Raw genomic sequence first — 26,127 nt, forward strand, 5'->3', positions numbered from 1 at the left:
TTGGGCAGCGGGGCCGCCCCCGGGGGCGAATGGGGTCTCCCCTGCTCGAGCGAAGCCGAGAGCTTGGGGAAAGGTAGGCAAGGGGGCGCCCCCGGGCGGAACGGGTGGGCAAGGGGCCGGCCCCACGCGGAGCACGCCCCTCACGACCGCACACGCTCGCGACCGCCCCTCCCTCCGCCCCACCCCGCACTACCCTGTCTCCATGCCCCGCTACGAATACCGCTGCCGCCCCTGCGCCACCACCTTCGAACTCTCCCGCCCCATGGCCGACTCCTCCGCCCCCGCCCTCTGCCCGGCAGGCCACGAAGACACGGTCAAGCTACTCTCCGCCGTGGCCGTCGGCGGTACGGCCGCATCCTCCGCCCCCGCGCAGTCCGCAGGCTCAGGCGGAGGCTGCTGCGGCGGCGGCTGCTGCAGCTGACAAGCCCCATCCCCATCCCCATCCCATTCAGCGCTTACGAGAAAGCGTGATGCCGTCCGAAATCGCCAGCATCACGCTCTCCATCCTCCCGTCCCCCGCCACATGCACGTTGAACTCCTTGATCGCAGCCGCACTCCCCGTCGCCCCGGGGTCCACGACCTCCCCGTGGAACAACACGTTGTCGGTCACGATGACCCCGCCCCGCCGCATCCTCGGCACCAACTCCTCCCAGTACGCGATGTAGTTCCCCTTGTCCGCGTCCAGGTACGCGAGGTCGATGTGCTCCTCGGCCGGCATCGCCCGCAGCGTTTCCAGTGCGGGTGCGATCCGCAGCTCGATCCGGTCCGCGACCCCTGCCTCGGCCCAAGCCTCACGCCCATACGCCGTCCACTCCTCCGACACGTCGCAGGCGATCAGCCGGCCGCCCTCGGGCAGCGCCTGCGCCATCGACAGTGCGGAGAACCCGGTGAAGGTGCCGACCTCGACGACGTGGCGGGCCCCGGTCAGCCGTACCAGGAAGGCGAGCAACGGCCCTTGCTCCTCGGCCGACTGCATGCCCGCCGCATCCGGGAAGCGGTCCCACGTCGTCGCGATCAGCTTGCGCTGCACCGCGTCCACCGGCGGATTGTGGTCGAGGACGTAGGCGTACAACTCGTCGGTCAGCTTCGTGCTGTTGCCCTTGCTCATGCGCTGCTCCCCAAATATCTGAGTACGGCCAGAACGCGGCGACTGTAACCGCTGCTCCCATTGAGTCCGAGCTTGTCGAAGATCGCGTTGGCGTGTTTCTCGACGGCGCTCAGCGAGATGTGCAGCCGCTTGGCCACCGAGGGGTTGGTGTGCCCCTGGGCCATTTCGGCGAGCACCTCGCGCTCCCGGTCCGTCAGCCGGGACAGCGGGTCGGTGCCGTTGGAGCGCCGCAGCAACTGCCGGACGACCTCCTGGTCGAAGGCCGCCTGACCGGCCCCGACCCGCTCCAACGCGTCGAGGAATTCGTCGACTTGGACCACCCGGTCCTTCAGGAGGTAGCCGACGCCTCCCGAGTCGTCCGTGAGCAGTTCGGTGGCGTACCGCTTCTCTACGTACTGGGAGAGGACCAGCACCCCGACCTCGGGCCGCCTGCTGCGGATGTCCAGTACGGCGCGCAGCCCCTCGTCGGTGTGGGTGGGAGGCATCCGGACGTCCGCGACGACCACGTCCGGCGGGGACTTCTCCACCGCGGCGAGCAGCGCCTCGGCGTCGGCGACGGCGGCGAGGACCTCGTGCCCCTCCTCCACGAGCAGACGCACCAGCCCCTCCCGCAGCAGGGTCGAATCCTCGGCCAGGATTACGCGCATGGGATCTCCGCGGTGATGGTGGTGGGCCCGCCGGGCGGACTGTCGACCCGGAGACTGCCGTCGAGTGCGGCGACCCGGCGGCTCAGCCCGGTCAGCCCGCCGCCGGCCGGATCGGCGCCGCCCACGCCGTCGTCCTCGATACTGACGCTCAGAATGCCGTCCCGCCAGTCGAGTTCGAGGTAGAGGCGGCTCGCGCCGGAGTGTTTGACGGCGTTGGTGACGGACTCGGCGACCACGAAGTACGCGACGGCCGAAGGGGCGCGCGCAGGTTCGGTGTTGAAGTCCCCGTAGTGCACCATGACCGGCATCGTGCAGCGTTCGACAACGGTCTCCACCGCGGCGCGGAGGCCCGCCTCGTCGAGTACGGTCGGGTGCACCCGCCAGGCCACCTCCCGCAGTTCGGTCAGGGCCCGCCGGCTCTCCTCGTGCGCCTGCAGCAGCAGGTGGCGGGCGTGCGCGGGGTCCTGGCTGCGGCGGGCGCGGCCGATCAGCATGCCGAGGGCGACCAGCCGCTGCTGGACGCCGTCGTGCAGGTCGCGCTCGATGCGGCGGCGCTCGTCCTGGACCGCTTCCACCACCCCGGCGCGGCTGGCGGCCAGTTCGAGGATGCGGTTCTCCAGGACGTCGGAGGGACTGGGGCCGAGGAAGTGCTGGGCCAGTTTCCTTTCGAGCAGGGCGAGCCCGAAGACTCCCTGGGCGGAGAGGAAGAAGAGGAGGAGCCCGGCGGCACTGGAGAAGGCGACCGTGAGCGGGTTGTCGATGTCCTCGATGATCCAGCCGTACGCGAAGAAGGTGCCGAAGCCGGCGCCCACCACCGTGTACGCAAGGACCACCGCTCCCAGCAGCCCCGGCAGCCAGCGGACTGCGAGGTAGCGCAGGGCGCGACCGCCGTCGCACGCCGGGGAGACGTGAATGTCGAGCAGGACCGCAAGGCGCCTGCGCTCCACCGTGGCCATCCGCACCGCGACGGCGAACACCGGACGCAGCACCGCGCACCGCCCGCGCGGCCAGGCCAGGACGGGCAGCAGAACCACTGCGGAGACGAGGGTGAGGAGCAGCTCGACGAGCGCCGTGCAGGCACCCAGTGCCAGCCCCGCCGCGATCCTCACTCCGCGTCGCACCAACGCTTTCATGATCAGAAGTTAGCCCGGCCGGGGCCGTCCGCACACTGCGGAAAACCGCAGTGTTTTCCTGCGGTGTCCCGTCACTGGCCCGAGGGTTTTCTTCAGTGTGCCTTCAGGCCCCGGTCCGTAGCGTGGAACGCATGATCGAAAGCAGCGCACCTCAGTGGATCAACAGCCTCATGGAGACCATGGGGGCACCCGGCGCGGGCCTGGCCATCGCCCTGGAGAACCTCTTTCCGCCGCTCCCGAGCGAAGTGATCCTGCCGCTGGCCGGGTTCGCGGCGGGCACGGGCCACATGAGCCTGTGGTCGGCTCTGTTGTGGACGACGGCGGGCTCGGTGGTCGGAGCACTCGCCCTGTACGGGGCGGGTGCGCTCCTCGGCCGTGACCGGACGGTGGCGATAGCCACGAAACTGCCGCTGGTGAAGGTCTCGGACATCGAGCGGACCGAGGCGTGGTTCACCAAGCACGGGGCGAAGGCAGTGCTGTTCGGGCGCATGATCCCGATCTTCCGCAGCCTCATATCCGTGCCGGCGGGCATCGAGCGGATGTCGATACCCGTGTTCCTGGGGCTCACCACGCTCGGCAGCGCGGTGTGGAACACCCTGTTCGTGCTTGCCGGTTATCTGCTGGGCGACAACTGGGAGGAGGTGGCGGCTTATGTCTCGGTGTACTCGAAGGTGGTGCTGGCCGTGGCGGGTCTCGCGGTCGTGGCCTTCGTGGGGGTGCGGGTGCTCAAGAAGAAGGGGAAGAGGAAGGGGAGGGAGAAGGGTGAGGGAAAGCAGGCCCAGCATGCGGCCCCGCGGCGGACGCGCGGATGAACTGGCGGAGGATCTCCTCCCCGGCCGCGATGCCGCTCTCGGGAAGGGCGGTGATGTGCGGGGCGTCCCACCCCGCGTCGGCGAGCTCGCCGTGGCCGGGACGCCAGCCCCGGTCGGCGGCCTGCAGCAGGTCCGCGTCGAGGAGGGAGTCCCCGGCGGCGAGGGTGAGCGCGGCGCCGGTGCGGCGGGCGACCTCGCGGACGGCGGCGCTCTTGGTCAGCGGGGCGGGGACCACGTAGACCTTGCGGCCCTGGAGGGAGACGGTCCAGCCGAGCGGCCCGGCCCATTCGGCGAGTTCCTTGACCCAGCCGTCCGGGAGCAGGGTGCGCTCGACGACCAGGTAGGCGAAGAGGTCCTCGGCGACCCGGTCCTTCAGCAGCCAGGCGGGGTCGGCGGCATCGGCCAGGTGGGCACGGACCTCCGAGAGCGGGGCGCACTCGTCGCGGAGCCGGCGGGCGACCCGGTCCTGCCAGTCGGGGTCGGACACGCCGTCGACGAGGAGGTGCCCACCGTTGGCGCAGATCGCGAACTGCGGTACGGGGCCCGGGAGATGGATGCGGTGGTACTGCTCGCGGGTGCGGGTCGTGGTAGGCACGAAGAGCGTGCGCGGGGCATCCGAAGCAAGCGCTTCCAGCAGCCCGGCCGCGGTCTCGGTAACGTACGAGAGCGGCTTGCCCTCGTACACCTCGACACACAGCAGGCGCGGCGCCTGCGCGTCGGGCATCCGCAGGCCGAGTGCTGCGGACGAGTAGATGAGGGTCCGGTCGAGGTCGCTGGCGACCAGGACGGGGGCGGTGTCCGGTGACGTACTCACTTGGTGTCCACCGCCTTGCCGTCGGCGCCCGTCGCGCCCCGGGTGAAGCGCGGGTGGATCAGACCGACACAGGTGTACGGGAGTCCGTCGACCTCCTCGACCGGTACGCCGCGCTGCTCGGCCAGCAGGCGCACGTGGCCGAGGTCGGCGCCCGCACCCCGGCGGGCGAGGATCTTCCAGGGGACCCGGCGCAGCAGCACCCGGGTGGTCTCGCCGACGCCCGGCTTGACCAGGTTGACGTCGTGGATGCCGTACTCCTCGCTGATCCGCTCGACGGCGGCCCAGCCCTCCCAGGTCGGGGTCCGGTCCTGGCCCTGGAGAGCCTTGACCTCCTCCGTCACCTTGTCGGCGACCTCGTCGAAGCGGGCGGCGACCGTGTCGAGGAAGAGCGTGGAGACGTCGGTGTCCGCGAGCTCGCGGTAGAACTTCCCGCCGTGGAAGTCGTCGGGGCCGACCAGGTCGGCGCGCAGCACCGTGCGCGAAATCAGGCCGGAGACCGTGGAGTTGAGGCAGGCGGAGGGGATGAGGAAGTCCTCGCGGGTGCCGTAGGTGCGGACACAGGAGCCCGGGTCGGCGAGGACGGCGATCTCCGAGTCGAAGCCGTGCAGGGTGTCCTCGATGCCTTCCGCCGTGTGGAACTCGGCGATGGCGTCGGCGAGTTCGCGGGTGATGGCGCCCTTGCCGGTCCAGCCGTCGACGAAGACGACGTCGGCCGGGTCGTGGTGGGCGGCGAGCCAGCGCAGGGCGTTGGCATCGATGCCGCGGCCCCGGACGATGGACACCGCGTAGTGCGGCAGGTCGAGGCCGTGCCGGTACTGCGCCCAGCGCCGCATCAGTACGCCGACGGGAGTGCCGGCGCGGGCGAGCGAGACCAGGACCGGGCGCGGGGACCGCTCGGCGAGGACCGTCTCGGTGACGGTGCCGACGGCCTGCGCGATCCGTGTCGCGGACTCGTCGAGTGCCGTGCGGAACAGCCGCTGGTACTCGGGCGTCGGCTGGTACTCGACCGGCAGCGACTCCGCGTAGTGTGCGCCGCCCGCCTGGATCGCTTCCTCGCGTTCCTCCGTGGGCGCTTCCAGGGTCACGTCGGAGAGGTCCTGGAGGAGCCAGCCGACGTCCTCGGGTGCGTACGAGGAGAAGGCGGGACCACGGAGGGGCTGGGGCATGTACTGCTCCTGTGCCGACGAGGGGGGCGGGGGTGTGTACGAGGGGACCACTGCCAGCAGGACGCGGCCGGTGTGGGCTCCGAGGGACGCCAACAGGCCGTCAGGGGCATGCAGTTCGGGGGTGTCGGCGACCGAGTCGACCACGACGACGACGGCGTCGAATCCGGCGCCCGCGACGTTGTAGGCGTAGCGCTCGCCGGGTCCGTCGGCGGGGGTGTCGTGTGCGGGGAAGACGAGCCGGGTGCGTATCGCGTAGCCGGGGTCGTCGACGGCGAGGACGGGCGAGCGGGTCGTGGTGGAGTAGCGGACGTCGACGCCGGACTCCTCCAGGGCGTGGCCGAGCCGCAGCGGCGCGTACATCAGCTCCTCGAAGCCGAGGACGAGTACGCGGGCACCGGGGCCGTGTCCGAGGCCGGCCAGTCCGTCGGCGATGCGGGCCGCCATGTCCGGCAGCGCGGCCTCCAGCGAGACCCGGTGCGCGGGGGTGAACCCGTGCCGTCCGCCGTCGGGTATCTCCGGGGGCCAGCCGAGTTCCAGCCGCACGGCTTCCGGCACCGGCACCGGCGCCGATGCCGCGTCCGAGCCCGGGGCCTGATCCTGGCCCTGGGCCTGGCCCTGACCCTGGCCCGCACCGCGCTGCGGCTCGGGCAGCGACTGCGTTCGCTGCTTCGACTCCTCTTCCGCGACGAGCAGTTGCCCCTTCTCCAGCACACCGTCCGGCAGGTGCACGGTGCCCCTGGCGCGGGCGATCAGGTCGACACGGGCACCGATCTCAGCGGCGAACTCCGCCAGCCGGCCCTGGTCCTCGGGCGAGCGCATGTCGACCAGGGCGACGACGACGTACCGCTCGCGCGGGTGGCGGGCGTGCAGGTCACGGATGGTGTTGAGGACCGTGTTCCCGGTGGAGAACTCGTCGTCGACGAGGACCAACGGGCCGTCCCCCGCGAGGAGTTCGGGATCCTCGGGGAGGAGCAGGTGGGAGGTGGCGTGCGAGTGGGCCTCCTCGAAGCCGCCCGCCGTCGCGACTCCGGCGACAGGACGCCGGGTGGAGTGGAGGTACGGGGCGAGGGCGAGGCCGTCGGCGACGGAGTGCCCGAGCCCTGTCGCGGTCTCCGCGTAGCCGAGCACCACCGCAAGCGCGGCATCCCGGTCACCGAGGAGCGCACGGACCTCCCGTCCGAGGGCGACGCCTGCGCCGTACACCAGCGAGGGTTTCTGCGGGACGTGCTTGCCGAGCACGTTCGAGACGAGGAGGTGGGCCCGCTTGGGGTTGCGCCGCAGCGCAAGCCCAAGCAGATCACTCAACGACTCACCACGAACCACCCCAGTACCACCCCCGACCGAACCCGCACCGTCTCCGGCCGAGCCCACACCGCCCTCGGCCGAGCCGGCGCCACCCCCGGCCGAACCCGCACCGTCTCCGGCCGAGCCCACACCGTCTCCGGCCGAGCCGGCGCCACCCCCGGCCGAACCCGCACCGCCGACGGACGCCCCCGCGCCGCCACCGACAAGCCGCACCCCCAGCCGCTCCGCGACCCAGCTGCCGGACCACACCGGATCGTCACTGCCGGGCCGGACCACGTGGTTCGTCACTTCTCTTCCTTGCCTCGTACTCGCCGTACTCGCCGTACTCGCCGCACTCGCCGCATTCACCGCACCCGTCGCCCTCGTCACAGTTCAGTCCACTCAGTCCACGGGCCCTGCGAGGCCGGCCGTCAGCAGTTCCACGAAGCCGATGTCCTCGCGGGCCACTCCGAACACCTCGGCGCGCTGCAGTGTGCGCTCGGCCCAGGCGCGGTGCGGCTTCACCTCGTTCATCTTGTTCGTGTACGCCGAGCGCAGCACTCCCCCGCCGCCGCGCTCCGGCCGCAGGATGTCCCGGGCGTCGCTGTACTCCTCGTGACTCACCACCGACAGTGCGTGTACGGGCAGCACGTGCGAGGGGTGGATGCAGGTCTTGCCGAGCAGCCCGTTGGCGCGGTCGAGGCCGATCTCGCGCAGCAGCCCGTCCATGTCGTGCTCGATGAGCGCGGTGCGCAGCTCCTCCGCCCGGCCCTCCAGGAAGGGGCTCCGGCGCAGCTGCGGCTTGAACATGCGCTCCTGGACGCGGAAGTACTCCCACACCGGGCCCGTGATGGTGAAGCCGGTGCCGTCGGACCGGCCCAGAACGTTCACCACGTCCCCGATGACCCCGGCGACGATCTGGACGTCGTACGCGGTCATGTCGGGCGCCCGGCGCAGCCCGTACGCCGAGCAGAAGTCGGTGACGCCGAGCCGCAGGGCGAGGACCCGGTCGCGGTACTTGTCGACGGTGCGGGAGATGCCCCGCAGGGTTTCGGCGCGGGTCTCCAGGTGCAGCAGCTCCGGCGACTCCAGGACGGGCATCGCGAACAGCCGTCGCCCGCTCGCCGCCTCGGCGGCCGTCAGCGACTCCAGAAAGGGGACGCCGCGCTCCTCGGTGAACTTCGGCAGTACGAATCCGGACAGCAGCCGCACGGCGTCGCCGAGCCGGTGCACCAGGTCGGGTATCTGGCCCGGCTCGCGCACCCGGACGAACAGGAGCGGGACGTCCCGGCCCCGCCCGGCGAGGTCGGTGAGCTGGCGGACCAGGTTCTCCTCGGCGCCCTCGACCTCGGCGTCGTCGATGGAATCCTCCAGGCAGAGCACCATGGAGACCACTCCGCGCCCGACCTGCTTGAGCACGTCGTCGGCCAGCCGGGGCCGGGTTGCCGGGCTGTAGAGCGTGGCGCCGAGTGCGGCCGAGAGCACCCCGGCCGGGGCGTCCGCGTCGAAGACCACCGGCTCGCGGTGGAACAGATCGCTTCGCATCTCGGTAGAGATATGCCCGAAATGACGCATCTGGGTACCCCCGAGCTGGTGCATGGAACGTCGGACATGTGGCCGGTAATAGTACGTAGGGGCGGGTGTCTGAAGTTCCCCTGCTGCGTGAATTCCAGGTAACCCGCAGGCCGGGGCTCTGCACCGGCCCTCCATCCGACCGTACGGGACATGACCCCCACGTTGTCCGCCGTGCCCTCGGGGAGGCAGGATGACCGGCATGACGCACGCGATGCTGAAGGGCGCGAACGTACCCCTCGATGCCACGGCCGTACGGGCCGTGCTCCGGTGGACCCCCGGCCCCGGCATCCCCGACGTGGACGCGTCGGCGCTGCTGGTGGGGCCGGACGGGCTGGTGCGTTCCGACGAGGACTTCGTCTTCTACAACCAGGTCAGGCACCCTTCGGGGCTGGTGCGCAAGCTGTCCATGAAGCGGGTTCCCGAGGGCCTCACCGACACCGTCGTGGCGGACCTCTCCTCGCTCGACGCGTCCGTCGACCGGATCGTGATCGCCGCCTCCCTCGACGACGAGGCGATCGCCGAGGGCGCCACCTGCCAGGCCGTGCGCGACCTGCGGATCCTGCTGTACGACGCGACCGTCGCCGGGGGCGAGCCGCTCGCCGTGTTCGACGTGAAGCCGGACACGGGCGAGGAGACCGCGATCATTTGCGGTGAGGTCTACCGGCGCGGCGAGGGCTGGAAGTTCCGGGCGGTGGGGCAGGGCTATCCGTCCGGTCTGATCGGTCTGGCCACCCAGTTCGGCATCTCCGTGGACGAGAGCGAGGCCGCCGGGAGCGCAGCGCCCGCCCAGGGGCCGCCGGGAGCGCCGGAATCCGCCACCCAGGCCGCGCCCCCTGCTACGCCCCCGACCGCGTCCCCGGCCACTCCTCCGTCCGCGCCCCCGGCCCAGCCCGCTTACGGCTATCCGCACCCGGCCCCGCCGCAGCCGCAGGCCCAGCCCGCCTACGGCTACCCCCAGTCGGCGTCAACCCAGCCGGCGTACGGCTACCCGCAGCCGGCCGCGGCGGCGGCGCACGCCCCCGACCCGAACTTCCGGCTGCCTCCGCAGGGCCCCCAGTTCATCCGCGGCTGACCCCCGACACACGCCCCAGCACACACCTCGACACAAGCCCCGGCACGCGCCCCGCAGCGGCCGCTCAGGCCTTTGTCTTGTAGCCCCGGCCCCACTGGAGCCCCCAGCCGTAGAGCCGGTCGAGTTCGGCCTGGAATCCGTAGACGAACTTCACCTCGCGGCGCACGGTCAGGCCCTCCTTGGTGTTCTCGATGGTGAAGACGGCGCAGGAGCGGGCCTGCGGGGCGCGCTCGTCGAGGGCGATCTCGATGCGCGGGCCGTTGCTCGGGTAGAGCGTGACCACCGCGTGGGTGCGGTCGAAGGCGGGGGTCTGGTCGTAGATGTAGACGAAGACCAGCAGCCGCTTGATCTCCTCGCGGTGGTCGAGGTTGATGAATATCGTCTCGCCCGAGGGGGCGCCGAACCGGTCGTCGCCGCTGAGCTTGACGTACGGCGGGCCGTTCATGTCGCCGAAGAAGCCCCCCAGGGGCTGTACGACGCCCTTGTCGCCGTTGCCCAGCTCGTAGAGGCAGCCGAGGTCCAGGTCGACGTTGACGACGCCCTGGGTGTGCGCCTGGACGGTCTCCGGCTGGAAGAACTTGAAGGGGCGGCTCAGGAAGCCGCCGCTGTGCTTCTGCCGGCCGCCGATGTCGGAGGTGCGCATCCGCCAGGAGAGGTTCACCCGCAGGCTGCCGGTGTCGGCGCCCTGCTTGCTGAGCGAGACCACCGGATGGCGTTTGGTCAGCTCGATGGAGTTGGTCGCGGCGCTTCCCGAGTCGAACTGCACAGAACTGCCCCGCCAGCCGTCCAGAGTCTCCCGGATCCTGTCCCACAAGGCCATTGCCCCCACCCCCACCACTGTCTTCCCCGCCGCCCGGTCACAGCCCAACGGGGCGGCCACTGCGGCAAGTGTGCCGTGTGGCCGCCCCGTTGAGAGCGTTCCTCAATCTCCTCCGGGTCACACCCCGGAGGAGACTCCGTCCTGCTTCTTGGAATCCACTGCGCCCTCCGCCGTCGCGATCCGCTTGTTGCGGCGGACCGAGGACCAGAAGGAAGCGGCGATCAGGAGGACGCCGACCATGCCGGTGATGACCTCGTGGATCTCGTACTGGATGGTGACGAGCAGGATCACGGCGAGGGCGCCGATCGCGTAGTGCGCGCCGTGCTCCAGGTAGACGTAGTCGTCCAGGGTTCCCTGGCGGACCAGGTAGACCGTCAGCGAACGCACGTACATCGCGCCGATGCCCAGGCCCAGCGCCATCAGGACGATGTCGTTGGTGATGGCGAAGGCGCCGATGACACCGTCGAACGAGAACGACGCGTCCAGGACCTCCAGGTAGAGGAACATGAAGAACGCGGCCTTGCCGGCCATCTGCATTCCGGTGTTCTTCCGGCCGGTGCGCTTGGCCTCCTCCTCGGCCTCGTGCTCGCGCTCCTCGTCCTCTTCGAGTTTGTTCTCGAAGTGGCCGGAGAGTCCGCCCACGATCAGATACGTGATCAGACCCGCGATGCCCGAGATCAGTACGGTCTCCGCCTTGTTCACATGCGCGCCGCCGTGCTGGTGGGCGTTGACGGCGAACGTCATCGCGGTGACCAGCAGGATGATCAGGGCGATGCAGACCGACAGCATGTCGACCTTGCCGAGCTTGGCGAGGGGACGCTCCAGCCAGGCGAGCCACTTGATGTCGCGGTCCTCGAAGACGAAGTCGAGGAAGATCATGATGAGGAACATGCCACCGAAGGCGGCGATCGACGGGTGAGCGTCGGTCACCAGCTGCTTGTACATGTCCTTGTCGGTCATCGCCAGCTTGACGGCCTCGATGGGGCCGAGCTTGGCACTGATGGCCACGATGACGACGGGGAAGACGAGGCGCATGCCGAACACGGCGATCAGCACACCGACGGTGAGGAAGATCTTCTGCCAGAAGGCATTCATCTTCTTCAGGATCCCGGCGTTGACCACCGCGTTGTCGAAGGACAGCGAGATCTCCAGGATGGACAGGATCGCCACGATTCCGAAGCCGGTCCACCCCCCGTAGAGAACCGCCGCGACCAGACCGAGCGCGGTAACCGCGAACGACCAGCCGAAGGTTTTCAGAACCACTGGCTACCCCATCGTTGAGTACGACTCTCCCCCGCCGTGGGCGGGGCTTTACGAAACATTGACCCCGAAGTCTAGAGCGATGCCCCGCAGTCCGGACGCGTACCCCTGCCCAACGGCACGGAACTTCCATTCTCCGCCGTACCGGTAGACCTCGCCAAAGATCATCGCCGTCTCGCTGGAGGCGTCCTCACTGAGGTCGTAGCGTGCCAGCTCCTGACCGTCCGCCTGGTTGACGACGCGAATGAAGGCATTGCTGACCTGGCCGAACGTCTGACCGCGGTTGTCGGCGTCATGGATCGAGACCGGAAAGACGATCTTGTCGACGGTCATCGGGACCTTGGAGAGGTCGATGAGCAGCGACTCGTCGTCGCCCTCGCCCTCACCGGTGAGGTTGTCACCGGTGTGCTCCACGGAACCCTCGGGGCTGGTGAGGTTGTTGTAGAAGATGAAGTACTCGTCGCCGAGCACCCGGCCGTCCTTGCACAGCAGTGCGCTGGCATCCAGGTCGAAGTCGGCCCCGGTGGTGGAACGTGCGTCCCAGCCGAGTCCGACGAGCACCTGGGTGAGGTTCGGAGCGGCCTTGGAGAGGGAGACATTGCCTCCCTTGGCGAGCGTGACGCCCATGATCTTTTCTTCCTCCCCGCGGTGAAGCGTTGTATAGGCGCGTCCGGCGCCGCACTGGGAGTGCGGCGCCGGACGGGATGCGGTGCGTGCCTGGAGTCGGACGGTGTGCGCCCGACCGGGGCGGTGTGTGCCCGGAGTCGGACGGCGCGTGCCTGGCTTCAGGCGGTGCGTGCCCGGGTCAGACGTTGACGCCGAAGTCCTGCGCGATGCCGCGCAGGCCCGAGGCGTAACCCTGGCCGATGGCACGGAACTTCCACTCCGCACCGTTGCGGTAGAGCTCGCCGAAGACCATGGCGGTCTCCGTCGAGGCGTCCTCGCTGAGGTCGTAGCGCGCGAGCTCGTTGCCGTCCGCCTGGTTCACGACGCGGATGTACGCGTTGCGGACCTGGCCGAAGCTCTGCTGGCGGGACTCGGCCTCGTAGATCGAGACCGGGAAGACGATCTTGGCGACGTCGGCCGGGACACCGGCCAGGTTCACCTTGATGACCTCGTCGTCGCCCTCGCCCTCACCGGTGAGGTTGTCACCGGTGTGCTCGACGGAGCCGTCGGGGCTCTTGAGGTTGTTGAAGAAGACGAAGTTCGAGTCGTTGGCGACCTTGCCCGCGTCGTTCGTCAGCAGAGCGCTGGCGTCGAGGTCGAAGTCGCCACCGGTGGTGGTACGCGCGTCCCAGCCCAGACCGACGATGACCGCCGTCAGGTTCGGGGCGGCCTTGGACAGCGAGACGTTTCCGCCCTTGCTGAGGCTGACTCCCACGAGTCCTCCAAAATGTCGAGGGGCTCAGGAGAAGCCCTGCCCCCGTAGTACAGCTGGCATCGGATCAACGGTTTGATCCTAGTGACCGGTTCCCGGCACGGCAGGACTTAAGTCCCGAATTCCTCAGCTCCCCGGATCGGGTCCGGGACTTCGGCGATTTCGGCACCCAAGGCTCCCGTGCGGATCAGAGCGTGTCGAGGGCCTTGACGTAATCGTTCAGGTCACGAGCGTCGGGCAGGCCGTTGACGACGGTCCAGCGGACCGTGCCCTCCTTGTCGATGATGAAAGTGCCGCGCACCGCGCAGCCCTTCTCCTCGTCGAAGACGCCGTAGGCGCGCGAGACGTTGCCGTGCGGCCAGAAATCGGACAGCAGCGGGTACTCCAGGCCCTCCTGCTCGCCGTAGACGCGCAGGGTGTGGATGGAGTCGTTGGAGACCGCGAGGAGCTGCACGTCGTCGTTCTGGAACGTCGGGAGCTCGTCGCGCAGGGCGCACAGCTCACCGGTGCAGACGCCGGTGAAGGCGAAGGGATAGAAGAGGAGCACGACGTTCTTCTCGCCCCGGAAGTCGGACAGGCGCACGGTGCGGCCGTGGTTGTCCTTGAGTGCGAAGTCCGGGGCCTGGGTGCCCGCCTCGATCGCCGCAGCGGTCGCGGTGTCGATCGCCGTACCGGTCGCCGTGTCGGTCGCCATGGGATGCGCTTCCCTTCGTTGGGCTGTTCGGGTGGTGCCAGCGTACGCAGAGGACCCCCGCCGACCTGGGTCGGCGGGGGTCCTCGCGTACTGCGTGATGGGGTGACTCCGGCTGTCAGCGCTTGCCGGACTTCGCCGCCTTCGGGGTGACCAGACGGCTGCCCGTCCAGTCCTTGCCCGCGTTGATGCTCTTGGTCTGCGAGAGACCGGCGGTCTGTGAGGCTTCGTTGATGTCGCTCGGTTCGACATAGCCGTCACGGCCGGTCTTGGGAGTCATCAGCCAGACGGTGCCACCGTCCTCGACGAGCGTGGTGGCGTCCACCAACGCGTCCGTCAGGTCGCCGTCCTCGTCCCTGAACCACAGGACGACGGCGTCAGCCACGTCGTCGTAGTCCTCGTCGACGAGTTCGCCGCCGATGATCTCCTCGATGGCTTCGCGGAGCTCCTGATCGACATCGTCGTCGAAGCCGATCTCCTGGACCACCTGCTCGGGCTGGAAACCCAGCCTCGCGGCAGGGTTGGTCCGCTCCTCCGCGTGGTCCGCGGTCGCGCTCACGGTTTGCCTCCTGATCTTTTTTCGGGAAGTGCTTTTTCAGCAATGTGCCTGAGCCGCGCGCGTGCGCGGCATTGGCCGTAGTCCACACGGACGGGACCGATCGCGCAAGTACCCGGCCGCCCGGACCGCCGAAACGGTGACGGATGGGGCGCCCCCGCCGCAACTCCTGATGCCCCCTGGAGCCCACACAGTGATTCATCCCACACCATTCGGGAGGTTTTGCGATGTTCTGGTGCTTCAGTGCGCCAATCGGGAACGAACAGCCTTACGGAACGCATGATCGGGTTGGGCGTAAGGTTGCGATTTGGTCGATGCCGCACCGCGGCGCCGGCCGGGCGGTCGAGCGGCAGTGGTGGTTCCACCCCGGTTACCGCTCGGTAGAGATGACGTTTGCGTCCCCTGGGTACACGATGGCTGTGGCGCGACACCCCCCTGAAAGACAGCTCCAGACACCTCCAGACAGCTGCATACGCGGTGGGCGACACCTCGGTGACGGCCCACCACGTGTGCGGTCACTTCCCTACCAGTGAAGGAACAGCGTGGCTTCCGGATCCGATCGCAACCCGATCATCATTGGCGGCCTGCCGAGCCAGGTCCCGGATTTCGATCCCGAGGAGACCCAGGAATGGCTCGACTCGCTTGATGCGGCCGTCGACGAGCGGGGCCGTGAGCGCGCCCGCTACCTGATGCTCCGTCTGATCGAGCGCGCCCGCGAGAAGCGCGTGGCCGTGCCCGAGATGCGCTCCACGGACTACGTCAACACGATCGCCACCAAGGACGAGCCGTTCTTCCCGGGCGACGAGGAGATCGAGCGCAAGGTCCTCAACGCGACCCGCTGGAACGCGGCCGTGATGGTCTCCCGGGCCCAGCGCCCCGGTATCGGCGTCGGCGGCCACATCGCCACCTTCGCCTCCTCCGCCTCGCTGTACGACGTGGGCTTCAACCACTTCTTCCGCGGCAAGGACGAGGGCGACGGCGGCGACCAGATCTTCTTCCAGGGGCACGCCTCCCCCGGCATCTACGCCCGTGCGTACCTGCTCGACCGGCTGACCGAGCAGAACCTCGACGCGTTCCGCCAGGAGAAGTCGAAGTTCCCCAACGGCCTGTCCTCGTACCCCCACCCGCGCCTCATGCCGGACTTCTGGGAGTTCCCGACCGTCTCGATGGGCCTGGGCCCCCTCGGTGCGATCTACCAGGCCCGGATGAACCGCTACATGGAGGCGCGCGGCATCGCGGACACCTCCAAGTCGCACGTCTGGGCCTACCTCGGCGACGGCGAGATGGACGAGCCCGAGTCGCTCGGCCAGCTCTCCATCGCCGCCCGCGAGGGCCTCGACAACCTGACCTTCGTCGTCAACTGCAACCTGCAGCGCCTCGACGGCCCGGTGCGCGGCAACGGCAAGGTCATCCAGGAGCTGGAGTCGCAGTTCCGCGGCGCCGGATGGAACGTCATCAAGCTGGTCTGGGACCGTTCCTGGGACCCGCTGCTCGCGCAGGACCGCACCGGCATCCTGGTCAACAAGCTCAACACGACCCCCGACGGCCAGTTCCAGACGTACGCCACCGAGACCGGCGCGTACATCCGCGACCACTTCTTCGGTGACGACCAGCGGCTGCGCGACATGGTCAAGGACATGTCGGACGAGCAGATCCTGCACCTGGGGCGCGGTGGCCACGACCACAAGAAGGTGTACGCGGCGTACGCGGCGGCCAAGGCGCACAAGGGCCAGCCGACCGTGATCCTCGCGCAGACGGTCAAGGGCTGGACGCTCGGACCGAACTTCGAGGGCCGCAACGCCACGCACCAGATGAAGAAGCTGACCGCGGAGGACCTGAAGCGTTTCCGCGACCGGCTGCACATCCCGATCGCGGACAAGGACCTGGAGGACGGCGCGCCGCCGTACTACCACCCGGGCCGCGACTCGGAAGAGATCCAGTACATGCACGACCGCCGCAAGAGCCTGGGCGGTTACGTGCCTTCGCGCGTCGTACGCGCCAAGCCGCTGGCACTGCCCGCGGACAAGACGTACGCGGCCGCGAAGAAGGGTTCCGGCTCGCAGTCGATCGCCACGACCATGGCGTTCGTACGTGTCCTGAAGGACCTCATGCGGGACAAGGAGATCGGCAAGCGCTTCGTGCTGATCGCACCCGACGAGTACCGCACCTTCGGCATGGACGCGTTCTTCCCGAGCGCGAAGATCTACAACCCGCTCGGCCAGCAGTACGAGGCCGTGGACCGCGATCTGCTCCTCGCGTACAAGGAGTCGCCGACCGGTCAGATGCTGCACGACGGCATCTCCGAGGCGGGCTGCACGGCCTCGCTGATCGCCGCGGGTTCGGCGTACGCCACGCACGGCGAGCCGCTGATCCCGGTGTACGTCTTCTACTCGATGTTCGGTTTCCAGCGCACCGGCGACCAGTTCTGGCAGATGGCCGATCAGCTTTCGCGCGGTTTCGTACTGGGTGCGACCGCCGGCCGTACGACGCTGACGGGTGAGGGGCTCCAGCACGCGGACGGCCACTCGCAGTTGCTCGCGTCCACGAACCCGGGCTGCGTCAGTTACGACCCGGCCTTCGGGTACGAGATCGCGCACATCGTGCAGGACGGTCTGAAGAGGATGTACGGCGGGACCCCCGACGAGAACGAGGACATCTTCTACTACCTGACCGTCTACAACGAGCCGATCCAGCACCCGGCCGAGCCGGAGAATGTCGACGCCGACGGCATTCTGAAGGGCATCTACCGCTACAAGGCCGGTACGGAAGGCTCCATTCCGGCCCAGATCATGGCGTCGGGCGTGGCCGTGCCGTGGGCGGTCGAGGCTCAGCAGATCCTCGCCGACGAGTGGAACGTCAAGGCCGACGTCTGGTCCGCGACGTCCTGGAACGAGCTGCGGCGCGAGGCCGTGGAGTGCGAGGAGCACAACCTCCTGCACCCCGAGGAAGAGATCCGCGTGCCGTACGTGACGCAGAAGCTCGACAGCGCCGAGGGACCGTTCGTGGCGGTTTCCGACTGGATGCGTTCTGTTCCGGACCAGATTTCGCGCTGGGTGCCGGGTGCGTACACCTCGCTCGGTGCGGACGGCTTCGGCTTCGCGGACACGCGTGGGGCGGCCCGTCGCTTCTTCCACATCGACGCGCAGTCGATCGTCCTGGCGACACTCTCCGAGCTGGCCAAGGCGGGCAGGATCGACCGTTCCGCGCTGAAGCAGGCGGTGGACCGCTACCGGCTGCTCGACGTGACGGCGGCCGACCCGGGTGCCGCGGGCGGCGACGCGTAACGTCCGGCCCTCGGTGAAGGCGGCGGGAACCCCCGGGTTCCCGCCGCCTTCGTGCGTCCCGCGCAGGCGCGGATGCGCCTTACGATGCCGGGCATGAAGCAACAGACCACCCAGGTCCGGTGGGAGCGGCGGACCCAGAATCCGCTGCTGGCCCTGGCGCTCGCCTTCGCCGTCGCGTACACCGTGCCGATCGTGGCCCCGGACGCCCCGAGCGGGGTGCACCGGGCCTGCGCGTGGACCGAGTGGATGGTGTGGGGCGCGTTCGCGCTGGACTACGTGGTGCGGCTGGCGCTGGCCCCGGCGAAGTGGCTGTTCGTACGGAGCCATCCGCTGGACCTCCTGGCCGTGCTGCTGCCGCTGGCCAGGCCGCTGAGGCTGCTTCGGCTGGTGTCGACGCTGCTGCTCGTGGGGCGGCGGGCGCGGATGGCGCCGCAGATCACGCTGACCGCCTATGTGGGCGGCGCGGTGGTGGGGCTGCTGATGTTCGGCTCGCTGGCAGTGCTGGAGGTCGAGCGGGACGCGCCGGGCGGGAACATCAAGACGCTGGGCGACGCGGTGTGGTGGTCCTTCACGACCATGACGACCGTGGGGTACGGGGACCACTCGCCGACCACCGGCCTCGGCCGGGTCCTCGCGGTCGGGCTGATGCTGTCGGGGATCGCGCTGCTCGGTGTGGTGACGGCGAACATCGCGGCCTGGTTCATCTCCCGGTTCGAGCGGGACGACGTCGAGGAGCGCCGGCAGACCGCGCTCCTCGAAGCGCTCACGAGGGAGGTCAAGGAGCTGCGGGCGGAGGTCGGCCGGCTGGGCCCGGAGGCGTCGCCGGCCGTTCCGCAGCAGGGTCCGGGGGCGGGCCTCAGCTCTCCCACACCTTGAACGCCCGTACCCGGTAAGGGGACTGGGGCACCCAGCTGCCCTTGCCCGGGTAGGTGTCGAACTCGCCCGTCTCCGCGCACTCGGCCGACTGGTACGTGGTGACCGGGCGGCCGGTGCGGTTGGCGAGGGACTGGGCGTCGGTGCCCGGCGGCAGCGCGACACAGCTCTCGATGTCGGTGCCGGCCAGCTCGTGGGCGTACCGCTTGCCCTTGAAGTCGGGCTTCTGCCAGAGGCAGAGCTCACCGGCGGCGCAGCTGCCGAGCTGTACCCCCGCATGAGCGGCCTGCGGCAGCAGGGCGGTGGCGGTCAGCGCGGTCGCGGTCAGAGTCGCGGCGAGTGCGGTCGTACGGATCAGCTTCATGGGGTCCCCCCGGTTCGTGCGGATCAAGTGCATGCACTCTGACCTGCAGAAACGATGGCGTGGAAGAGGCCTCGGAGCGGATCACCCGGATAGGCGACAGCCCCGCCGGAACCATTCCGGCGGGGCTGTACGGGCGCGGAATTGACGCGTCCGCGCGTGCGGTTGACGTGCGGTTGACGTGCCGTTGACGTGCGGTCGGCGTGCTCCCGGGGCGTCAGATGTGGACGCCGCCGCCCGCCGCGTCCGCGTTCGCACCGCGCTTGGTGAAGAAGGCGACGAGTGCGGCGACGACGGCGACACCGCCGGCTATGGAGAAGGCGAATCCCATGCCCGACACGAACGTGTCATGGATGACGCCCGAGATGACCTTGAAGATGTCCGGCGTCATGCCGGGCGCCTCGGCCAGTTCCTTCGGGACGATGCCGAACTCGGCCGCCTGCTCCAGCTGCGGCGAGGGCGGCGTCGGAATGCCCGCTTCCTTCCAGTTGCCCGCGAACTCGGCGTTGACGCGCGAGGACATCACGGCGCCGAGTACGGCCGTGCCGAGCGCGCCGCCGACCTGCATGCCGGCCTGCTGGAGGCCGCCCGCCACACCGGAGAGCTCCAGCGGGGCGTTGCCGACGATGACCTCGGTGGCGCCGACCATGACGGGCGCGAGGCCCATGCCGAGCATGCCGAACCAGAGCGACATGGTCAGGGTGCCCGTACCGACGCTCAGCTGGGACATGCCGAACATCGCGATCGCGGTGCACACCATGCCGCCGACCAGCGGCACCCGCGGCCCGAACTTGGTGATCAGCAGGCCCGCCACGGGCGAGGCGACGATCATCATGCCGGTCAGCGGCAGCAGGTGCAGACCGCTGTCGACCGGGCTCAGGCCGTGCACGCCCTGGAGGTAGAACGTCACGAAGAAGAGGCCGCCCATGAACGCGAACGCCATCAGCACCATGAGGACCACACCGGCCGACAGCGGTACGGAGCGGAACATGGCCAGCGGAATCAGCGGCTCCTTCGCCTTGGTCTCCCAGAAGGCGAAGAGTGCGAACAGGACGAGCGAACCGCCCACGCACAGCCAGGTGTTGGTGCCGCCCCAGCCCCAGGACTCACCGGCCTTGATGAGGCCGTAGATGAGTGCGCCCATCGCGCCCGAGAGCAGCAGGATGCCGGGGATGTCGAAGGAGCGCGGGGCGTTCTCGGCGCGGTGGTCGCGCAGCACGACCAGGCCGAAGACCAGCGCGATGACGCCGACCGGCACGTTGATGAAGAAGACGGACTGCCAGGAGACGTGCTCGACGAGCAGACCGCCGACGATCGGGCCGCCCGCGGTGGAGGCGCCGATGACCATGCCCCAGATGCCGATCGCCATGTTCAGCTTCTCGGCCGGGAAGGTGGCACGCAGCAGGCCGAGCGCGGCCGGCATGAGCAGTGCGCCGAACAGGCCCTGGAGCACGCGGAACGCGATGACCAGGCCGATCTCCTTGGAGAAGCCGATGGCGGCGGACGCGGCGGCGAAGCCCGCGATGCCTATCAGGAAGGTCTGCCGGTGGCCGAAGCGGTCACCGAGCTTTCCCGCGGTGATCAGCGCGACGGCGAGCGCGAGCAGATAGCCGTTGGTGATCCACTGGACGTCGGCGAGCGACGCCTTGAGGTCGTGCTGGATGGCGGGGTTGGCGATGGCGACGATCGTGCCGTCGAGGGCGACCATCATCACGCCGATGGCCACGGAGAAGAGCGTCAGCCAGGGGTGGCCGCGAAGCCCCTTGGCCTGTTGCGGTACGGGGTCGGGGCCCGGGGGCACCTTGTCCAGCATGGTCTGTGCAGTCATGATTCCAGATTAGTGTCAGCCACTGACAGTTGACGAACCAATTCACAAGCCGGTAACTGTCACGTAGCTCACAGGTAAGCTGAGCAGGGCAAATCAGAGAAACGGGACCGAGGCGATGGCGGACCAGCGGGATGCGGCAGGCCCTATCGGGTCGCGGGTGTGCGGTCTGCGCGAGCGCAAGAAGCGGCGCACCCGGGACTCGCTGCTGCGCGTCGCGCTCGAACTGTTCACCTCGCAGGGGTACGAGCGGACGACCGTCGACGAGATCGCGGACGCCGTCGAGGTCTCGCAGCGCACCTTCTTCCGCTACTTCGCCTCCAAGGAGGAGGTCGCCTTCACCGTCGTGTCGATGGTGGAGGCCCGCTTCCTGGAGGCGATCCGCGCCCGGCCCGCCGACGAGAATCCGCTCACCGCCCTGCGCAACGCTGTGACCGGAGCGTGGGACTCCCTGGGCGAGGCGATCGAGGCCGTCGTGCCGATCGAGCTGCACATGCGCACCTACCAGATGATCGAGTCGACGCCGGCGCTGCTCGCGGTCCATCTGCGGCGCTCCACCGAGCTGGAGGACGCGATCGCCACGGTCATCGCCGAGCGGGAGGGGCTCGATGTGAACGAGGACCTCCGGCCGCGGATCATCGTGGCCGCGTTCGGCGGGGTGATGCGGCTCACCGGCCGGATGTGGGGCCAGCGGGAGGACGCCAGCCTGGAGGCGATCCGGGAGATGACCGCCCGCTGCCTGGACCACCTGGGGCCGGCGCTCGCCGGGAACTGGCGGGGCCCCGAGCAGCCCCCGGCGCCCGGGACTTCGGGGCGTACCGGTGTTGCGGCGCCCGGGGCTTCGGGCCGATCCGGGGCCGCGGCGCCCGGAACTCCGGGGCGTACGACAGCCGCATACACAGCCTGACCTCCACACCTTTATCGAAACGTGATCCACGTCACGGAATAGACACGGGGCGCTGTCGTTCTCCTAGGCTGTCCCGCAGTGACTTCCTTCGACTCCTCCCCCACCTTGACCGCGTGGCGGGCACTCCTTGCCCTGGCCGTGGTGTTCGTGATGCTCGCGATCACCGGCTGGACCGCCCTCCACCACCAGCGCGACGACGACGTGTCCCTGAAGGAGGCCTTTGCCGCCTGGCAGCACGGCCGGTTCGACGGCCGCCCGCTGCCCGACCCGCTGGGCCCGCCACAGCAGGTGGCCCGCTTCTTCGGCGGTCTCTCGGCCGGCCAGCAGAGCCGTCTGGTCCAGAAGTACCCGCAGGTCGTGGGCAACCTGAACGGTGCCCCCGTCTCCCTGCGGTTCGCCGCCAACCGGCGGTCGCTGACCGAGGCGAAGACCGTCGAGGAGAAGCGGATGCATGACGTCCGGCTCTCCAAGTCCGGACAGCAGGACGCCGACCGGCGGATGCACCGGTTCGCGGCACTGCTGCGCGACGACCGGCAGATCCTGTCCTTCGACCCGGACGGCGGCGGACGGGCCGCCGAGGTCTTCGGCGACCTGGAGCGGGCCGAGCGCGTCTCGGTCGTCGTACCGGGCGTCGACACCAACATCGTGAACTTCGAGCGGACCTACCGCCGCTACTCCTCGCCCGTCGGGATGGCGACCTCGCTGTACGAGGCGGAGCGCAAGGCCGCCCCGAGCCGCCGGGTCGCCGTCATCGCCTGGGCGGACTACACCGCTCCGGTCGGGCTCGGCATGGACGCGATGGTCGGGGTGCCCGCCAAGGCGGGAGCGCGCCGGCTGATCGCGCTGACCGAGGCGCTGCCCGGCGCCTCGTCCGTACCGGTGACGCTGTTCTGCCACAGCTACGGCTCTGTGGTCTGCGGGATCGCGGCCTCCAAGCTGCCCGAGCGGGTCACCGACATAGCGGTGGCGGGAAGCCCCGGCATGCGGGCGGACACCGCCGCGGACCTGGGGGCGCGGGCCCGGGTGTGGGCGATGCGGGACGCCGACGACTGGATCCAGAGCGTGCCGTACCTGGAGGTCGGCGGGCTCGGCCACGGCGCCGACCCGGTGTCGCCGGAGTTCGGGGCACGGGTGCTGTCGGCGGCGGACTCCGTCGGGCACACCGGATACTTCGAACCCGGCACCGAGAGCGTCGGCAATTTCGCCCGGATCGGCGTCGGCTCGTACGCGGGGCTGAGCTGCGCGAGCGGCGGGAACGCCTGCCGCAACGGGGTCGACGGCGACGGCTCCGGCGGGGCCAGTGGGGATGTCTGAGGTGTCCGACGCGCGTAGAAGTACCGAAATCGGGATGTCCGTCGAGGGGCGACGTGTGGGCGGGTGCCGCATACGATGAGCCGCATGGGTGATGTGCTGGCCGGAATTCATGCCACCTGGGAGTTCGACAGCGACTCCGTGCTCATCCGCTTCGAACGGGGGATACGTACGCCGAAGCTGCTCTCGGCGCTCGGTGAGCGGCGCATTCCGCACGAGGCGCTGGCCGACGTGACGCTGACCCCTGGCAAGCGGGGCACGGTGGTGCTGCACGCGGTGCCGAGACCGGGTGCGGATCCGCTGATGGACGCCGCCGCGGGGCAGCTCAAGGACGGCTGCGACCCGTACCGGCTGGTGCTGCCCGCGGAGCGCGAGGTGCTCGCGGAGTACTACGGGGACGAGCTGCGCCAGCAGGTGCGCAAGGCGTCAGGGGCTGCCGGTGCGGTCGAACCGGCGGAGCGGTACCTGGTGGCGGCGCCCGAGGGGTCGCTGCAGTTCAAGGCGTACGACGGGAAGGCCGGCTTCGACGGCACCGACGTGACCTTCCGGTGGTTCTGGACGGGCGCCTCGTCGGCGAAGTGGAAAGTGGGCGACCAGAGCTTTCCGGTGGCCTCGCTGAGCGGTGTCGAGTGGCGTTCCCCCGACTTCTTCGACGGTCATCTGCGGCTGCTGCGGCGCGACGGGGCGGCCGACGGCGGGGCGCAGCGGGCACCGGGGCCCGCGGACCAGGATCCGGCGGCGGTGGTGTTCGGGCTGGGGTACGGGCCGGTGCACGAGTCGCTGCCGTTCGCGGCCGCGGTGCTGGCGGCGGTACGCAGCGCGGTTCCTGCGGCGGTCACCGACCGGGACCGGGTGTCGGCCTCCGCGGTGGGCGCGGGGCGGCGCGACCCGGCGGACATCGCGGAGCGGATCCGCCACCTCGGGGAGCTGCACCAGGCGGGGCTGGTCACGGACGACGAGTTCCGCGCGAAGAAGGCGGAGCTGCTCGCGGAGCTGTAGCGCCCGCACCGTGGGCGCGGTCGTCGTACCAAGGGAGGCGCGGTCGTCGTACCACGGTATGAGAGCGAGCTCCGAACCACGGTATGACGTGGGAAAACGGGTGTGCTGCCTACGCTGAGGGAGCCATGAGAGAACCGACTCCGTCTCCTCCCCCGCGCCCCACCGTCCCTCCGAGACCCTCGTCCGGGCCCACCACGGGCACGGCCGCCTCCGGTCCGGTCGTCGACGGCCTGTTCAGCGCCGCCGCGCGCCATCTGTACGGGCTGCTGCACGCCGTCACCCACCCCTCGCACCCGCCGACCCCGCTGCTCGCGGATGCCCCGAAGCGCTGGCAGCGGCTGCTGCCCTACGCGGTGGTCCTCGCGGTGGTGAGTGTGCTCCTCCCGGTCACGATCACCGTGCTGGCGGACGACTACCTGGTGATCCCCCCCACCGCGGGGGCGCTCGCCTCCCTACAGGTGCTGCCGCTGCTGATGATGGGGCACCGGCCGCTCCAGGCGTGCTGGATCGTCCTCCCCTCCGGGGCCCTCAGCAGCCTCTTCCTCTTCGTCGAGCCGGACAATATGGTCAGGTCCATCTGGCCCTGGCCCGCGCCCACGATCGTCGGCACCCTCTTCCTGCTGTTCGCGCTGGCGCTGCGGGAGCGCCGGCAGACGCTGCTCGGCGTGTGGCTGTTCGTCGCGCTGACGGGGATCGGCCTCGGGCAGCTCCACCCGGAGGCCAGCGACGGCACCAATCTGCTGACCATCGTGCTGAGCGCGATCGTGCTGGTCATCGGCAGAGTGCTCCAGGAGCGCGGCGAGGTGCAGCGCAAGCTGGTGGAGCAGGAGACCATCAGCGAGGCGGAACGCGCGCACCGGACGCTCCTGGAGGAACGGACGCGCATCGCACGGGAGTTGCACGATGTGGTCGCGCACCACATGTCGATGATCACGGTGCAGGCCGATTCGGCCCCGTACCGGATCGGCGGGCTCCCTGCGGAGGCTCAGGAGGAGTTCGCCTCGATCGCGGCGAGCGCGCGGGAGTCGCTGACGGAGATGCGGCGGCTGCTGGTGGTGCTGCGCAGCGAGGGCACCGAGGGCGAGCGGGCGCCGCAGCCCGGTCTGGACAAGGTGCAGCAGCTGGTGGAGGCGACCGTACGGGCCGGGGTGCCGGCCGAGCTGTCGATGGCGCGCGAACTGGGCACGGGGCCCGGTGCGTTGGCGGTTGCGCAGGCGGTGGACCTGTCGGCGTACCGGATCGTGCAGGAGGCCCTGGCCAATGTGGTGCGGCACGCACCGGGGGCGGTGACGCGGGTGTCGGTGCGGGCCGAGGACCTGGACCTGCTGGTGCTGATCGTCAACGGGCCCGCCCCCGAGCCGACTTCGAGGGTGGAGGCGAAGGGGGCCGGCGGGCACGGGCTGGTCGGAATGCGCGAGCGCGTACGGTTGACCGGCGGCACGCTCGACACCGGGCCGCTGCCGGACGGCGGCTTCCGGGTCGCGGCACGGCTGCCGCTGACGCCGGGCACAGAACCGGCCGCGGCACAGATGCCGTCCAAGAACTCCACAGAGAAGGACTCCCCCGACCCATGACCATTCGTGTGATCATCGTCGACGACCAGGCCATGGTGCGGGCCGGATTCGCCGCGCTGCTCTCGGCGCAGGCCGACATCGACGTGGTGGGCGAGGCGCCGGACGGACGGCAGGGGGTGGAGGTCAGCCGGTCCACGCACCCGGACGTCGTACTGATGGACGTGCGGATGCCGGAGATGGACGGGCTGGCCGCCGCGCGCGAGATCCTCAACCCGCCGACGGGGCTGGTGCACCTGCCGAAGGTGCTGATGCTGACCACCTTCGACGTCGACGACTACGTGTACGAGGCGCTGCGCGCGGGTGCGTCCGGGTTCCTGCTGAAGGACGCCCCGCCGGCCGATCTGATCGCGGCGGTACGGGTGGTGGCGGCCGGGGAGGCCCTGCTCGCCCCCTCCGTGACGCGCCGCCTGATCGCGGACTTCGCCGCGCAGCGCCCCACCCCGCGCCGGAACCCGGGCCTGCGGCTGAAGGGCCTGACCCCGCGCGAGACCGAGGTCCTGGAGCTGATCGCGCGCGGGCTGTCCAACCAGGAGATCGCGAGCCATCTGATCCTGGCCGAACAGACGGTGAAGACCCATATCGGGCGGGTGCTGACCAAGCTGGACCTGCGGGACCGCGCCCAGGCGGTGATCTTCGCGTACGAGTCGGGGCTGGTGTCACCGGGCGACGCGGGCTGA

24 protein-coding genes are annotated in these 26,127 nt (G+C 69.8%); 10 read left to right on the forward strand and 14 right to left on the reverse strand.

Translation table 11 applies throughout. From position 1 onward, the window contains the following. Positions 1-202 precede the first annotated feature (202 nt). Positions 203-421 carry a zinc ribbon domain-containing protein gene (locus AB0D18_RS00380; protein WP_362410347.1) on the forward strand — a complete coding sequence of 73 codons (219 nt, stop codon included), beginning with the start codon at positions 203-205 and terminating at the stop codon, positions 419-421. Positions 422-448: 27 nt separating this feature from the next. Here AB0D18_RS00380 and AB0D18_RS00385 read toward each other — a convergent pair whose 3' ends face one another. The 3 genes from AB0D18_RS00385 to AB0D18_RS00395 are packed head-to-tail and all read right to left on the reverse strand — an operon-like array spanning position 449 to position 2,888. Beyond that, the gene (locus tag AB0D18_RS00385) at positions 449-1,108 is read right to left on the reverse strand and encodes a class I SAM-dependent methyltransferase (protein ID WP_362410350.1); all 660 of its coding nucleotides are present in this window, start codon (positions 1,106-1,108) and stop codon (positions 449-451) included. Next, on the reverse strand, positions 1,105-1,755 hold the full coding sequence (locus tag AB0D18_RS00390) for a response regulator transcription factor (protein WP_362410353.1): 651 nt from the start codon (positions 1,753-1,755) through the stop codon (positions 1,105-1,107). The genes AB0D18_RS00385 and AB0D18_RS00390 overlap by 4 nt, the downstream gene beginning before the upstream one ends. Beyond that, the gene (locus AB0D18_RS00395) at positions 1,746-2,888 is read right to left on the reverse strand and encodes a histidine kinase (protein ID WP_362410356.1); all 1,143 of its coding nucleotides are present in this window, start codon (positions 2,886-2,888) and stop codon (positions 1,746-1,748) included. Before AB0D18_RS00395 ends, AB0D18_RS00390 begins: the two co-directional genes overlap by 10 nt. Before the next feature lie 131 nt (positions 2,889-3,019). On the opposite strand from AB0D18_RS00395, the gene AB0D18_RS00400 reads away from it, so the two are divergent. Beyond that, positions 3,020-3,700 carry a DedA family protein gene (locus AB0D18_RS00400; protein ID WP_362410358.1) on the forward strand — a complete coding sequence of 227 codons (681 nt, stop codon included), beginning with the start codon at positions 3,020-3,022 and terminating at the stop codon, positions 3,698-3,700. Here AB0D18_RS00400 and AB0D18_RS00405 read toward each other — a convergent pair. The 3 genes from AB0D18_RS00405 to AB0D18_RS00415 form a co-directional block, all read right to left on the reverse strand. After that, positions 3,615-4,424: an HAD family hydrolase gene (locus AB0D18_RS00405; RefSeq protein ID WP_362412044.1), complete on the reverse strand. Its 810-nt coding sequence runs from the start codon at positions 4,422-4,424 to the stop codon at positions 3,615-3,617. The genes AB0D18_RS00400 and AB0D18_RS00405 overlap by 86 nt on opposite strands. Before the next feature lie 86 nt (positions 4,425-4,510). After that, the gene (locus AB0D18_RS00410; protein WP_362412047.1) at positions 4,511-7,003 is read right to left on the reverse strand and encodes a phosphoribosyltransferase; all 2,493 of its coding nucleotides are present in this window, start codon (positions 7,001-7,003) and stop codon (positions 4,511-4,513) included. Positions 7,004-7,366: 363 nt separating this feature from the next. Next, the gene (locus AB0D18_RS00415; protein WP_362410360.1) at positions 7,367-8,539 is read right to left on the reverse strand and encodes an HpcH/HpaI aldolase/citrate lyase family protein; all 1,173 of its coding nucleotides are present in this window, start codon (positions 8,537-8,539) and stop codon (positions 7,367-7,369) included. Positions 8,540-8,729: 190 nt separating this feature from the next. On the opposite strand from AB0D18_RS00415, the gene AB0D18_RS00420 reads away from it, so the two are divergent. Beyond that, positions 8,730-9,611, forward strand: a complete 882-nt coding sequence (locus AB0D18_RS00420) for a TerD family protein (RefSeq protein ID WP_362410362.1) — start codon at positions 8,730-8,732, stop codon at positions 9,609-9,611. Positions 9,612-9,675: 64 nt separating this feature from the next. Here the strand turns inward: AB0D18_RS00420 and AB0D18_RS00425 are convergent, their stop codons facing one another. The 6 genes from AB0D18_RS00425 to AB0D18_RS00450 form a co-directional block, all read right to left on the reverse strand. After that, positions 9,676-10,431, reverse strand: coding sequence for a Tellurium resistance (locus AB0D18_RS00425; protein WP_362410364.1), 756 nt, complete (start codon positions 10,429-10,431; stop codon positions 9,676-9,678). Between the two features lie 117 nt (positions 10,432-10,548). Further along, the gene (locus AB0D18_RS00430) at positions 10,549-11,694 is read right to left on the reverse strand and encodes a DUF475 domain-containing protein (RefSeq protein ID WP_362410367.1); all 1,146 of its coding nucleotides are present in this window, start codon (positions 11,692-11,694) and stop codon (positions 10,549-10,551) included. Between the two features lie 48 nt (positions 11,695-11,742). After that, entirely contained in the window at positions 11,743-12,318 is a 576-nt protein-coding gene (locus AB0D18_RS00435) for a TerD family protein (protein ID WP_362410370.1), read from the reverse strand. A 178-nt stretch (positions 12,319-12,496) separates the two neighbouring features. Further along, the gene (locus AB0D18_RS00440; protein ID WP_185026139.1) at positions 12,497-13,072 is read right to left on the reverse strand and encodes a TerD family protein; all 576 of its coding nucleotides are present in this window, start codon (positions 13,070-13,072) and stop codon (positions 12,497-12,499) included. Positions 13,073-13,256: 184 nt separating this feature from the next. After that, entirely contained in the window at positions 13,257-13,763 is a 507-nt protein-coding gene (locus AB0D18_RS00445) for a peroxiredoxin (RefSeq protein ID WP_362410373.1), read from the reverse strand. A gap of 115 nt (positions 13,764-13,878) precedes the next feature. Further along, on the reverse strand, positions 13,879-14,319 hold the full coding sequence (locus AB0D18_RS00450) for a DUF3052 domain-containing protein (protein WP_362410376.1): 441 nt from the start codon (positions 14,317-14,319) through the stop codon (positions 13,879-13,881). A gap of 539 nt (positions 14,320-14,858) precedes the next feature. Here AB0D18_RS00450 and aceE point away from each other — a divergent pair. Together aceE and AB0D18_RS00460 are read left to right on the forward strand one after the other, a co-directional pair. Continuing rightward, positions 14,859-17,600 carry a pyruvate dehydrogenase (acetyl-transferring), homodimeric type gene (gene aceE, locus AB0D18_RS00455; protein WP_362410379.1) on the forward strand — a complete coding sequence of 914 codons (2,742 nt, stop codon included), beginning with the start codon at positions 14,859-14,861 and terminating at the stop codon, positions 17,598-17,600. A 93-nt stretch (positions 17,601-17,693) separates the two neighbouring features. Then, positions 17,694-18,476, forward strand: coding sequence for a potassium channel family protein (locus tag AB0D18_RS00460; RefSeq protein ID WP_362410382.1), 783 nt, complete (start codon positions 17,694-17,696; stop codon positions 18,474-18,476). On the opposite strand, the gene AB0D18_RS00465 is transcribed toward AB0D18_RS00460, so the two are convergent. Both AB0D18_RS00465 and AB0D18_RS00470 read right to left on the reverse strand, forming a co-directional pair. Then, positions 18,457-18,828, reverse strand: coding sequence for a peptidase inhibitor family I36 protein (locus tag AB0D18_RS00465; RefSeq protein WP_362412049.1), 372 nt, complete (start codon positions 18,826-18,828; stop codon positions 18,457-18,459). The genes AB0D18_RS00460 and AB0D18_RS00465 overlap by 20 nt on opposite strands. 223 nt (positions 18,829-19,051) lie before the next feature. Further along, the gene (locus tag AB0D18_RS00470; RefSeq protein ID WP_362410385.1) at positions 19,052-20,662 is read right to left on the reverse strand and encodes an MFS transporter; all 1,611 of its coding nucleotides are present in this window, start codon (positions 20,660-20,662) and stop codon (positions 19,052-19,054) included. Between the two features lie 115 nt (positions 20,663-20,777). Between AB0D18_RS00470 and AB0D18_RS00475 the strand changes: the two genes are divergently transcribed. From AB0D18_RS00475 to AB0D18_RS00495, 5 genes are all read left to right on the forward strand, one after another. Further along, positions 20,778-21,566 carry a TetR family transcriptional regulator gene (locus AB0D18_RS00475; protein ID WP_362410388.1) on the forward strand — a complete coding sequence of 263 codons (789 nt, stop codon included), beginning with the start codon at positions 20,778-20,780 and terminating at the stop codon, positions 21,564-21,566. 78 nt (positions 21,567-21,644) lie between these two features. Then, on the forward strand, positions 21,645-22,880 hold the full coding sequence (locus tag AB0D18_RS00480) for an alpha/beta hydrolase (protein ID WP_362410391.1): 1,236 nt from the start codon (positions 21,645-21,647) through the stop codon (positions 22,878-22,880). Between the two features lie 75 nt (positions 22,881-22,955). Further along, on the forward strand, positions 22,956-23,876 hold the full coding sequence (locus AB0D18_RS00485; RefSeq protein WP_362410394.1) for a DUF4429 domain-containing protein: 921 nt from the start codon (positions 22,956-22,958) through the stop codon (positions 23,874-23,876). Positions 23,877-24,001: 125 nt separating this feature from the next. Next, a complete protein-coding gene (locus tag AB0D18_RS00490) occupies positions 24,002-25,450 on the forward strand; it encodes a histidine kinase (RefSeq protein WP_362410397.1) in 1,449 nt (482 codons plus the stop codon). Next, positions 25,447-26,127: a response regulator transcription factor gene (locus AB0D18_RS00495; RefSeq protein WP_362410400.1), complete on the forward strand. Its 681-nt coding sequence runs from the start codon at positions 25,447-25,449 to the stop codon at positions 26,125-26,127. Before AB0D18_RS00490 ends, AB0D18_RS00495 begins: the two co-directional genes overlap by 4 nt.

Source organism: Streptomyces sp. NPDC048442 (assembly GCF_040651475.1).
In the GTDB taxonomy this organism is placed as follows: Bacteria; Actinomycetota; Actinomycetes; order Streptomycetales; family Streptomycetaceae; genus Streptomyces.